Here is a 12,337-nt window from a genome sequence, read left to right on the forward strand (position 1 = left end):
TGCACCCGATTACGGGGTGTAGCGTAGCTCGGTTATCGCGCCTGCTTTGGGAGCAGGAGGCCGCAGGTTCGAATCCTGCCACCCCGACAAAAAAGCTGAACAGCAATGTTCGGCTTTTTTTTATGGAACTAATTTAAAAAAAAGGAGCTCCACTTTTCAACTTGATTTTTAAAACAAAAACGGGATTTCAAACCAATAAAAATACCCAAAAGAACAATAAAACAATTGTAAACTGTATTGATTTGTTATTGTTAGAGAATAAAATCAAACAAAACACCTTTGTTTTTAAAACCCTGAAAAACCGATAATAGGATAAAAATTCACGTCAATAGTAGTAACAACAGCTATAAAATAGTGATAGACTGTCAAAATAAAAATGGGTAAATAGCAAGGAATCAAACTTTAAGAAATGTTTACAAAATAGATTTTTTGAAACCATAAATAATTGTATTTTTACCGTTCAAAATTATAAAAATAAATGGGCAAAATCATCGCGATTGCTAATCAAAAAGGAGGAGTTGGAAAGACTACAACATCGGTTAATCTTGCTGCTTCATTAGGAGTTTTAGAAAAGAAAGTATTACTTATTGATGCTGATCCACAAGCAAATGCCAGCTCTGGGGTTGGAATTGATGTTGAATCTGTTGAAATTGGTACCTATCAAATTCTAGAACACAGTCATACTCCAAAAGAGGCTATTATAAAGTGTAATGCTATAAACGTAGATATTATTCCAGCACATATTGATCTTGTGGCTATCGAAATAGAATTGGTAGACAAAGAGAACAGAGAATATATGTTTAAAAAAGCGCTAGAAAGCATTAAAGATGACTACGACTACATCATTATTGATTGTGCTCCTTCATTAGGATTGCTAACTTTGAATGCATTGACTGCTGCTGATTCTGTAATCATTCCAATTCAATGTGAATATTTTGCATTAGAAGGTCTAGGTAAATTGTTAAATACTATAAAAAGTATCCAAAAAATACACAATCCAGATTTAGATATAGAAGGATTATTATTGACGATGTTCGATTCTAGATTGCGTTTGTCTAACCAAGTAGTAGAAGAGGTTCAAAAACATTTTAACGACATGGTTTTTGACACAATCATACAAAGAAATGTAAAATTGAGTGAAGCACCTAGTTTTGGCGAAAGTATTATAAACTATGACGCAACAAGTAAAGGGGCTATTAATTACCTGCACTTGGCTCAAGAAGTTATAAAGAAAAACAGCAAATAGTTTTATGGCAAAAGCACTTAAAAAACAAGCCTTAGGAAGAGGATTATCAGCATTATTAAAAGATCCAGAAAACGATATAAAATCTGTTGACGATAAGAATGCAGATAAAGTAGTGGGAAATATTATTGAGCTTGAAATAGAAGCTATTGAAATAAATCCTTTTCAGCCTAGAAGTAACTTCAATGAAGAATCGCTAAGAGAACTAGCAACTTCTATTAGAGAATTAGGTGTTATTCAGCCTATTACTGTTAGAAAGCTAGAATTTAATAAGTACCAATTAATTTCTGGAGAACGTCGTCTTCGCGCTTCTACTTTAGTGGGATTGACTACTGTTCCTGCTTACATTCGTATTGCAAATGATAACGAATCGCTGGTTATGGCATTGGTAGAAAACATCCAGCGTCATGATTTAGATCCAATAGAAATTGCACTTTCTTACCAACGTTTAATTGATGAAATTCAATTAACGCAGGAGCAAATGAGTGAACGTGTGGGTAAAAAAAGATCTACAATCGCCAATTATTTACGACTATTAAAGTTAGATCCAATTATCCAAACTGGGATTCGTGATGGTTTTATTAGTATGGGTCATGGACGTGCGATAATCAATATTGAAGATCTTGATATTCAAACTGACATCTATCAAAAAATCGTAAGTCAAAACTTATCGGTACGTGATACAGAGGCATTGGTGAAAAACTATCAAGAAAGTTTAAAACCTAAACCAGAAGGAAAGCCTAAAACAGCTTCTTTTGAAATTGAGGACTCTCAAAAAAACCTCTTTGTCAATTATTTTGGAGCTAAAGTAGATGTTAAAATAGCTGGAAATGGCAAAGGTAAAATTACCATTCCTTTTGACTCTGAAGAAGATTTTAATAGAATCATTAAATTAATAAACGAATAAGTGAATAAAATTATTTTCATAGTTCTATTCTTATTTAGCCTTGGAACTGCAACTGTTTATTCGCAAAAAAAAACAGATGCAGTTCTTGTGGCTAAAGACACTTTGAAATCAAATGACATTGATCCTTTGACTCCAGCAAAAGCTGCTTTTTTCTCAGCAGTTTTACCAGGTTTAGGACAAGCCTACAACAAAAAATATTGGAAAATTCCTTTAGTTTATGGTGCTCTTGGTACCAGCCTTTATTTTTATATTGATAATAATAAAAAATACCATCAGTATAGAGATGCTTATAAAAGCAGATTAGAAGGATATGTCACCGACGATTTAGCTTTTTTAGACAATACTCGATTAATTGCTGCACAAAAATTTTACCAACGCAATCGCGACTTATCGGCTTTAATTACGGTAGCCTTTTATGCGTTAAATATTATTGATGCCAATGTAGATGCCGCTTTAATCCAATTTAATGTTGATGAATCTCTATCGATACGTCCAGTACTTTACCCAAATGATGTAACATTAAAAACAAATGTTGGACTAACCCTTAATTACCGTTTTTAATAGGTAAAATTAAGAACATACAAATTTAAATAAATACCCAGTATGAGATTAAATAACAAAATAGGAAATAGGTATTATTTAATAATCATTTCGTTTCTAATTTTGATTAATTTAATAAATTACTCCAATATCAAAAGTTTTGAATCCTTAAGAATGAATGATTTTTTTTCAGGAGCATTTATTGGAATACTCATACCATTAGCTTTTGTAGGAATGCTAAATTACATAAAAACTAAATAAATGAAAATTGCGCTTTTAGGATATGGAAAAATGGGTCAAGTTATTGAGCGAATAGCGCTTGAAAGAGGCCGTGAAATCGTTTTGAAAAAAGACGAAAACAGCACTTTTGAAGGACTTTCTAATGCTGATGTAGCAATTGATTTTAGTGTTCCCTCTGCTGCAGTTCAAAATATCTCTGCTTGTTTTCATGCTAATGTTCCTGTAATTTCAGGGACAACAGGTTGGCTCGAACACTATGATGAAATGGTCGCGTTGTGTAAGTCTACTAATGGTGGATTTATCTCTAGCTCTAATTTTAGTTTAGGGGTAAATATTTTCTTTGAAATCAATGAATATTTGGCAAAAATCATGTCAAAATTTGATTCTTATTCTGTAAATATGGAAGAAATTCATCATACTCAAAAATTAGATGCACCAAGCGGAACGGCAATTTCATTAGCCAGAGGAATAATCGAAAATAGTTCTTACACGGAGTGGACTTTAGAAAATGCAGCGCCAAAACAAATTCATATAGAAACCAAACGAATAGGATCAGTACCGGGAACACACACGGTAACTTACAATTCGGGCGTAGACGCAATAGAAATAAAACATACTGCTCACAATCGAGAAGGTTTTGCTCTTGGAGCCTTAATTGCTGCAGAATGGATTGTTGGCAAACAAGGCATTTTTACTATGAAGGATGTTTTAGAACTTTAAACGGGTTTTAAACTATTATTTTTTGTATTTATTTTATAATTTTCAATCAAATATATTAATCACAAACATTGTCGAGTTAGCTCCTGTTTAGCTTAGCAATTATTTAATCAAAAAAACATCATATTATGTCAGTATATCAATGGTTTATTTTTTTCTTGCTTATCCAAATCGTTCACTTTTTAGGAACTTGGAAATTGTATGAAAGCGCTGGTAGAAAAAAATGGGAAGCAGCAATTCCTGTGTATAATGCAATCGTTTTAATGAAAATAATAAAAAGACCTACCTGGTGGACCATTTTATTATTTCTTCCTATTATCAACTTGATTATGTTTCCTGTTGTTTGGATAGAAACGTTACGTAGTTTTGGAAAGCGCTCTACTTTAGATACTTTTTTAGGAATTTTTACTCTTGGATTTTATATCTATTATGTAAACTACACACAAAAATTAGAGTATGTATCAGACAGAAGTTTAGTTCCAAAATCAAAAACAGCAGATACGATAAGTTCTTTGCTTTTTGCAGTTATTGTAGCCACATTGGTACATACTTATTTAATTCAACCGTACACAATCCCAACTCCTTCATTAGAAAAATCATTATTAGTTGGAGATTTTCTATTTGTTAGCAAAATGAATTACGGAGCTAGAGTACCTATGACTACCATTGCATTACCGATGGTTCATGACTCAATTCCTTTGACAAAACTAAAATCGTACTTATCCTATCCTCAATTGCCGTACATGAGATTACCGGGAATTCAGAATATTAATCGTACCGATATTGTAGTTTTTAACTGGCCCGTAGATACTGTATATCGTTTTTTTGACACATCAAAAAGACGTGCTTATAAGCCTGTAGACAAAAAATCAAATTATGTAAAAAGATGTGTTGGTATACCTGGAGATTCTTTGGCTATAAAAGATGGAGTCGTTTACATTGATGGTAAAATATTACAATTACCAGAGAGAGCAAAACCACAATTCTCTTATAAAATTGCTTTTGATGGAAAAACTGCTGTTAATCTTGAATATTTATTTAAAGATTTAGACATAACAGATCCAGCTTTTTTTACAAATGACGTAAAAAGAGATACACTTTTTTTAAGTGCATTAACAGAAGTTGGAGCGCAAAGATTTAAAGACACACCCGGAATTACAGCTGTTATAAGACAAATTTCTACCGCTCCAGACAATGGCGTTTTTCCTCATATTAACAAATGGAATAAGGATAATTACGGACCAATATACATTCCGCAACAAGGAAAAACTGTTGCTTTGAACTTAGAAACGTTACCTTTTTACAAAGCGATAATAACAGATTACGAAAATAATGAGTTAAAGGTAGAGGGTTCAGAAATAAAAATTAATGGCAAAGTAGCAACTACTTATACCTTTAATCAAAATTATTATTGGATGATGGGAGACAACCGTCACAACTCAGAAGATAGCCGTTATTGGGGTTTTGTACCACAAAATCATATCGTAGGAAAACCTATTTTTATCTGGCTAAGTAATGATCCGAACGGTAAAGGAATAAATAAAATACGCTGGGATAGAGTTTTTACTACAGTTAGTGGTGAAGGACAACCTCAATCCTACTTTAAATTGTTCTTACTCGGTTTAGTGGTTTTCTTTGTAGGTGAATATTTTTGGAAAAAAAGAAAACAGGCAAAAGTGTAAACATAAGGAATTGAAAGGGTAAGGTTTAAAATAATATTAGACTTTACCCTTTACTTTTTAAACTAGTAAATAAATGAATACTTTAATACACCCTACCTATTTCCCATCGATTAGTCATTTCGTTGCTATGGCTCAGGCGGATAAAATTACTTTTGAAATTGAGGATAATTTCCAAAAACAAACCAATAGAAATAGAACTTACATCTACAGTCCAAACGGAATTTTATTATTAAACATTCCAATTAAGCATTCAAAAGAAAACCGTCAAAAAACAAAAGAAATTAGAATTGAACCTGATTTTGATTGGCAAAAACAACATTTTAAATCTTTAGAAGCAGCCTATAGAAGTTCTCCATTTTTCGAGTTTTTTGAAGATGATCTTCGTCCTCTTTTTGAAAAAAAGTATGAGTTCTTATTAGATCTTAATTTTGAAGTATTAGATATTGTATTCAAATGTTTAAGAATGAAAGTGGAATACAATAAAACTACCGAATATTTTCATCAAGTAGATGAGAATAATATTTCTGACTATAGAAATTTAGTTGAAGGAAAAAAAGACATTTCTGAATTTGAGAAATACACTCAGGTTTTTGATGATAAATATGGATTCCTTAACAACCTTAGTATTTTGGATCTATTATTCAATGAAGGCAAATATGCAATGGAATATCTTAAAGAACAAAAATTAATCATCAAATAGTAAAGTCACTTTTACTCTAATGATAATCGTGCAAGGATAGGAAAATGATCTGAATTGATAAAACTAGGGAAGCTTTCAAAACTCTTGACAGTCATTTTTTCATCAGTAAAAATATAATCAATTCTAGCGGGATAATATCTAAATTTATAGGTGCTTCCAAAACCAGTTCCAGCTTCTTCAAAACCATCCTTCATTTTCCCCTTAATACTTCTGTAAACATAAGAAAAAGCACTGTTATTCATATCTCCGCAGATGATAATTGGATAAGTACATTCCGTTTTATGAGTAGCAAATATTTCAGCTTGTTGCTGTTGTTGCTTAAAAGCTTTACTGATTCTAATAAACAACTTTTGCGATTTCTGCTGGTTAATGACATCAATATTCTCATCTATTTCATTTACATCTGGAGAAATTTTAATGGATTGTAAGTGCATATTGTACACTCGGATAATATCCTTTCCTTTTTTTATATCTGCAAAAACAACATTATTATTAGAATTTGGAAAAATGATATTTCCCTGATTGATAATAGGAAATTTAGAGAAAATAGCTTGACCGCCTTTAATTTTATCACCTGTTGTAAAAATATAGCGGTGTGGATAAACTTTTAGATCAATATTAGCGGAAGGTGCGTATTCCTGAATGCACAAAATATCGGGATTTTTTTCATTTATAAAACCTACAATATCTGTTGGAACATCATCTCTGTCAATCCACTTAAAAACGTTTAACAGACGAACATTATAACTCATTACAGTAAAGTCATCTTCTTCTACAGAAAATTTTGGAGCAGAAAATTTGTAGAATTTATTTATAAAAGTAATTCCTAACAATAAAACTAAACCGGAAACAACCAATTGTTTTTTGAATTGAAATGCCCAATAAATAAAAAACAAAGCATTAAATATAAAAAAAAGAGGCATGAAAAGAGTTAATACTGACAACAAAGGAAAAGATTTTGGGGCCAAGAAAGGCAAAACATAAGCAATGAAAGTCACCAGTGTAAGAACAATATTTAAAAAAAACATTACTTTATTAAACCATGACAGATTTTTCATTTGCTATATTTTAGTATTATCAAACAGAGATAAAAAATAGATAGGATATGGGCCAAAACTTATAAACGTATTTTATATCTAAAAGGTATTTATTTCCCCACTTTAAACAAGAATTCTTTTTCTTCTTTTGTTAGACTATCATAACCGGATTGACTAATTTTATCTAAAATCTCATCAATTTGCTGCTGTGATTTGTCTTTAGTAACTATTTTAGAAACAACTTTTTCAACGGGTTTATTGTAATTTTTATGTACTTTTTTAAATGGTGTGCTTTGTCTTTTATTGAATAAATTTGCAAAAAAATCTAAAACTGAAGTAACAACTTTACTTAAATCAGTTCCATTTTGTAGCAATTTAATAAATATAAAACCAAAAAAAGCACCTGCAAGATGTGAAATATGTCCTCCCATATTTTCAGAACGAATTTGCATCAAGTCAATAAGAACAATTACTGCCGTTACATGCCACAATTTTACATTTCCTATGATAAACAACCGTAGCTCCATGAAAGGATTATAGGTTGCCGTTGCAACCAAAATCGCCATTATTGCTGCAGAAGCACCCACTATTGGAGCATTAATATTAAGAATATAAAATACAGAAATATAAATAATTCCAGCAAAAATTGCACTCAAGATATATAAACCCAATAATTGCTTCCCTGTAAAATACGTCATAAACAATCGGCCAGCAAAATTTAAAACAATCAAATTAAAAATAATGTGCATGAAACCACTGTGAAAAAAAGCATAGGTAAGCAAAGACCAAGGTTTCCATAATAAAAAAGAAGGATTTGACGACAAACTTACATAATCGATATAATCAATAGTAAGACCTAAGAAAGATAAAATGGCAAAAAATAACCAAGGGATTACAAATAATGAAATATTCCAGAAAATTAGCTTAATTACTATTCCTCCTGCCTTGTATTGCAATTTTAAGTCGTCTAATATATTCATATCCTTCTAGGAGTTTTATGGTATTAAATTAATTCCAACGATTTTGATTGAATTGGTTCTTCTTCCAATACCACATAATGATAAATCCAAATAAAGCACCACCAACATGGGCAAAGTGTGCAATTCCTCCACCGCCAAAAATAGACTGTCCAGAAATTCCTAAATACAAATCGATTAATACCAAACCAGGAACAAAATATTTTGCCTTAATAGGTACTGGAATAAACATTAAAGCTAACTCTGCATTTGGAAACATAAAAGCAAAAGCCACAATAGTTCCATAAATAGCACCAGAGGCTCCTACTGCAGTTCCCATGTAAGCGCTAGTAAAGTTTTGGAAATCAGAAACGGTTAAAATTTCTTGCCATCTCGTATTTATCTTTCCTTCATTTAATAATTGTAAGATTTCTTGCTTTTGAAATCCATGACTTATTAAGGTATTTAAACCCTCTTGAAAGTAATAATAATTCACACCTGTGTGTAATAAAGCAGCACCTAAACCACATGATATATAGAAAAATAGAAATTTTTTGCTTCCCCAAAAGCTCTCTAAAGCAGATCCAAAAGAATACAAGGCGAACATATTAAAGAAAATGTGCATGTATCCACCATGCATAAACATATGGGTAATGGGTTGCCAAAATTGAAAACTAGGATTCTCAGGAAAATATAGCGCTAAATACTTATACGCAACATCTCCTAAAGCTAAAGTACCAACAAAAAACAAAACATTAATAATAATTAATTGTTTAACGGTCTCTGTTACATTTCTCATATTACAAATTTTTTATCTAAATCTTCCACACGCATTGTGATGAAAGTGGGTTTCTGAAATGGGGAAACATTAGGATCTTTACAAGCAAAAAGCCCGTTTACCAAATTTTCCTGTTCTTTTTCTGTCAAATGTGTTCCGGTCTTTACCGCCAGACTTTTAGCCATTGACTTGGCTATTGTATCGTTTTGACTAAAACTACTTTCGGGAATTCCGTCTTGTAAATCACTCAATAACTGTTCAAAAATTATAGATACTTCACTTTCTGTAACATTCACTGGAATTCCAGAAATAACAATATGGTCCTTATTATTGTCTTCAAAAACAAATCCGGTATTCATAAGCGATAGTTGAAGTCCACTAATAAGTTCCATTTCGGTATTTGAATAAAACAAGTTTAACGGAAACAGCAATTGCTGACTAGAAGCTTGATTTACGGTCATATTTACCAAAAACTGTTCATATAGCACCCGTTGATGAGCGCGTTGCTGATCTACAATTACCATTCCTGATTTTATTGATGAAATGATATATTTTTTATGTATTTGGTAAGTTTTATGAACGGATTGCTCAATTTCTTCATCATTAAATAAAGAAGAAGTCATCTCTTCATTCTCGAAAGTAAGATGCTCCATTTCCTGTGAATCTTGTTCTAAGCCTACATATAAACTCTCCCAATTGGCAGTTGGTTCTGGTTTTTTATAAGAAGTAAATTGTTTGCTTGGTCTTTGTTCAGCAAAGGGATTAAAACTTCCATCCACTTGTATTGTGGGAGTTTCTCCATCTAAATCTTTATAATGATAAGGCGTATCCAAATTAGAATCGCGATCAAAATCTAAAACTGGCGCAACATTAAACTGACCCAAACTATGCTTAATTGATGCTCGTAAAATAGCATATAATGCTTGTTCATCATCAAACTTGATTTCCGTTTTAGTAGGATGAATATTAATATCGATGGTGTTGGGTGGCAAAGTTAAATTCAAGAAATAACTCGGCTGTGTCCCTTCTTTTAAGATTCCATCATAAGCAGCCATCACCGCATGATGCAAATAACCACTTTTTATAAATCGATCATTTACAAAGAAAAACTGTTCTCCCCTACTTTTTTTTGCAAATTCAGGTTTACTTACAAATCCTTCAATTGTTATTATTTCGGTTTCCTCTTGTACCGGTATTAATTTTTCATTGGTTTTACCTGAAAAAACAGCAACAATTCTTTGACGCAATGTCGAAGAGGGCAAATTAAACATTTCGCTACCGTTATGATAAAAAGTAAAATGAATTTTAGGATGTGCCAAAGCTACGCGTTGAAACTCATCAATTACATGACGGTATTCAACGGTATCCGATTTCAAAAAATTGCGTCGCGCAGGAATGTTAAAGAATAAATTTTTGACAGCAAATGAAGTCCCTTTTGGTAAAACAGCAACTTCTTGAGATACAAATTTACTTCCTTCAACCACAATATGAGTTCCAAGTTCCTCTTGATCTTGCTTGGTTTTCATTTCAACATGAGCAATTGCAGCAATAGAAGCCAAAGCTTCACCACGAAAGCCCTTTGTATGTAATGAAAATAAATCTTCGGCTTGACGGATTTTTGAGGTGGCATGGCGTTCAAAACACAAACGCGCATCGGTAACACTCATCCCTAAACCATTATCAATTACTTGTACTAATGCTTTCCCAGCATCTTTGATAATTAACTTGATATCGGTTGCCCTTGCATCAACAGCATTTTCAAGTAGTTCTTTGACCACCGAAGCAGGTCTTTGAACCACTTCTCCAGCAGCAATTTGATTGGCAACGTGATCAGGAAGTAATTGAATTATACTCGACATTAAAAAATTTAATTTTAAAGATTTTTGTTTTAATTTTCGAAAGTAAGAGTCGCAAATTTAATAATTTTCTACTGGGAATTGTAGCTTATTTAATCATTAATAAAACAAAACCTATACTATCAAAATAGTATAGGCTTAAATTTTTATAAATTATTTTAACAATTTATTCTTTCAATTCTAGCGGACCACCTTCTTCTATTTGAATAGGCCCTGAGGACAACAAATGTTGATTGTCTATTTGATGTGTTAGAGAAGCTTGCTGACGAATAAAAGCCATCTTTATAGCTGCTATTGCAGCTTCTGTACCTTTATTACCATGAATTCCTCCGCTTCTGTCAATAGATTGTTGCATTGTATTATCAGTCAATACACAAAAGATAACTGGAATATCAGTTTGAACGTTTAAATCTTTAATTCCCTGAGCAACTCCTTCACAAACAAAATCAAAATGCTTAGTTTGACCTTGAATAACACATCCTATGGCAATAACGGCATCAACATTTTGTGTTTGTAACATTTTTTTTGAACCATAAATAAGTTCAAAACTACCAGGAACATTCCAACGTATTATGTGATGAGCCGGAACTTGATTTTCTAAAAGTGCTTCTACAGCACCTCTACAAAGTCCTTCAGTAATCACATCATTCCATTCAGAAACAACAATCCCAAAGCGAAAGTCTTTCGCGTTTGGGATTGAATTTTTATCGTACTCTGATAAATTTTTATTTACAGTAGCCATTTGATCTCTATTTAAAATTTTAGATTATAATTTAAGTAGCTAAAGATACCATTTTGAAATCAAAAATACCTAGTCTCAAATTCAATCTTAAATCAATTTTAACTATTGCGCTAAACCAATTAATACATCCGCTGAACCTGATTCCGGAGATCCATCGTAATTATCTTTAATATCATTTAGATATTTTAAAGCATCCGATTTATTACCCAAAGCCAATGCTGTTTTAGCTGCTTTTAACAAAAAACGTGGTGTAGTAAAATCATTTTTGTTTGTATTAGCTGCTTTAACATAAAAATCTAAAGCTTCTTTAGCTTGATTTTTTTCAGCATAAGCGTCTCCTATTGCTCCTTTAGCTAAAGCGCCAAGAACAATATCATCCGACTTAAATTTATTTAAATACTCAATTGCTTCTGTATATTTTCCAGTATTCAAATACGCAATTCCAGCATAATAGTTCGCTAAATTACCAGCATCAGTTCCTGAATACTCATCTGCAATTTTCAAAAAACCAAATTTACCTTCAGCACCATTTAATGACAATTTATATAAAGAGTCGCTCGCTACACCATCAGTTGCTTTTTGAAAGTTTTGCTCTGCAAGAAACATTTCATTAGCCGCTTCTTCTTGTTTTGGTGAAGCAATAAAACGTTGATACGCCAAATAACCAATAGTAAATATCGCTGCTGCTGCAACTAATCCTATAATTATTTTTTGATTTTTAGCTACCCAATCCTCTGTCATTGAAGCCGTTTGATCTAATTTAGAAAAAACTTCAGCTGTTGTGCTGTCTTTTTCATCAATTACAGTTGCATTAACTGCATCATCTTTTACTTCTTTTTCTTTTGGTGCTTTATATCCTCGTTTATTGTACGTTGCCATTTTTTATTATTTAGTGAAGCGCAAAAATAAAATTTTTATTCAAACCCACACAAGAAATAT

General features: G+C 32.0%; 13 protein-coding genes and 1 tRNA gene. 8 read left to right on the forward strand and 6 right to left on the reverse strand.

Annotated features, from left to right (window positions below):
• The first annotated feature begins 12 nt into the window (after window positions 1-12).
• The 8 genes from J3S90_RS00835 (at window position 13) to J3S90_RS00870 (ending at window position 6,029) form a co-directional block, all read left to right on the forward strand.
• A tRNA-Pro gene (locus tag J3S90_RS00835) sits at window positions 13-87 on the forward strand.
• A gap of 391 nt (window positions 88-478) precedes the next feature.
• On the forward strand, window positions 479-1,246 hold the full coding sequence (locus J3S90_RS00840) for a ParA family protein (RefSeq protein ID WP_188049740.1): 768 nt from the start codon (window positions 479-481) through the stop codon (window positions 1,244-1,246).
• A gap of 4 nt (window positions 1,247-1,250) precedes the next feature.
• The gene (locus J3S90_RS00845) at window positions 1,251-2,150 is read left to right on the forward strand and encodes a ParB/RepB/Spo0J family partition protein (protein ID WP_188049739.1); all 900 of its coding nucleotides are present in this window, start codon (window positions 1,251-1,253) and stop codon (window positions 2,148-2,150) included.
• Window positions 2,151-2,711: a DUF5683 domain-containing protein gene (locus J3S90_RS00850; protein ID WP_210644074.1), complete on the forward strand. Its 561-nt coding sequence runs from the start codon at window positions 2,151-2,153 to the stop codon at window positions 2,709-2,711.
• Window positions 2,712-2,753: 42 nt separating this feature from the next.
• Window positions 2,754-2,951 (forward strand): hypothetical protein, encoded by a 198-nt coding sequence (locus J3S90_RS00855; protein WP_210644076.1) that lies wholly within the window; start codon window positions 2,754-2,756, stop codon window positions 2,949-2,951.
• Complete coding sequence (gene dapB, locus J3S90_RS00860; protein ID WP_210644078.1) at window positions 2,952-3,650, forward strand: 4-hydroxy-tetrahydrodipicolinate reductase; 699 nt, start codon at window positions 2,952-2,954, stop codon at window positions 3,648-3,650.
• A 125-nt stretch (window positions 3,651-3,775) separates the two neighbouring features.
• Window positions 3,776-5,329 carry a signal peptidase I gene (gene lepB / locus J3S90_RS00865; RefSeq protein ID WP_210644080.1) on the forward strand — a complete coding sequence of 518 codons (1,554 nt, stop codon included), beginning with the start codon at window positions 3,776-3,778 and terminating at the stop codon, window positions 5,327-5,329.
• A 73-nt stretch (window positions 5,330-5,402) separates the two neighbouring features.
• Complete coding sequence (locus J3S90_RS00870) at window positions 5,403-6,029, forward strand: WbqC family protein (protein WP_210644082.1); 627 nt, start codon at window positions 5,403-5,405, stop codon at window positions 6,027-6,029.
• An 11-nt stretch (window positions 6,030-6,040) separates the two neighbouring features.
• Here J3S90_RS00870 and J3S90_RS00875 read toward each other — a convergent pair whose 3' ends face one another.
• The 6 genes from J3S90_RS00875 to J3S90_RS00900 form a co-directional block, all read right to left on the reverse strand.
• Window positions 6,041-7,087 carry an endonuclease/exonuclease/phosphatase family protein gene (locus J3S90_RS00875; protein WP_188049733.1) on the reverse strand — a complete coding sequence of 349 codons (1,047 nt, stop codon included), beginning with the start codon at window positions 7,085-7,087 and terminating at the stop codon, window positions 6,041-6,043.
• Between the two features lie 89 nt (window positions 7,088-7,176).
• Window positions 7,177-8,046, reverse strand: coding sequence for a rhomboid family intramembrane serine protease (locus tag J3S90_RS00880; protein ID WP_210644084.1), 870 nt, complete (start codon window positions 8,044-8,046; stop codon window positions 7,177-7,179).
• Window positions 8,047-8,074: 28 nt separating this feature from the next.
• On the reverse strand, window positions 8,075-8,821 hold the full coding sequence (locus J3S90_RS00885; RefSeq protein ID WP_210644086.1) for a rhomboid family intramembrane serine protease: 747 nt from the start codon (window positions 8,819-8,821) through the stop codon (window positions 8,075-8,077).
• Window positions 8,818-10,659, reverse strand: coding sequence for a DNA mismatch repair endonuclease MutL (gene mutL, locus J3S90_RS00890; protein WP_210644088.1), 1,842 nt, complete (start codon window positions 10,657-10,659; stop codon window positions 8,818-8,820). The genes J3S90_RS00885 and mutL overlap by 4 nt, the downstream gene beginning before the upstream one ends.
• A gap of 163 nt (window positions 10,660-10,822) precedes the next feature.
• Window positions 10,823-11,398 (reverse strand): 6,7-dimethyl-8-ribityllumazine synthase, encoded by a 576-nt coding sequence (gene ribH, locus J3S90_RS00895; RefSeq protein WP_188049729.1) that lies wholly within the window; start codon window positions 11,396-11,398, stop codon window positions 10,823-10,825.
• Window positions 11,399-11,500: 102 nt separating this feature from the next.
• Window positions 11,501-12,277, reverse strand: coding sequence for a tetratricopeptide repeat protein (locus J3S90_RS00900; protein ID WP_188049728.1), 777 nt, complete (start codon window positions 12,275-12,277; stop codon window positions 11,501-11,503).
• Window positions 12,278-12,337 lie beyond the last annotated feature (60 nt).

The organism is Flavobacterium flabelliforme (assembly GCF_017948675.1).
GTDB lineage: Bacteria > Bacteroidota > Bacteroidia > Flavobacteriales > Flavobacteriaceae > Flavobacterium > Flavobacterium pygoscelis.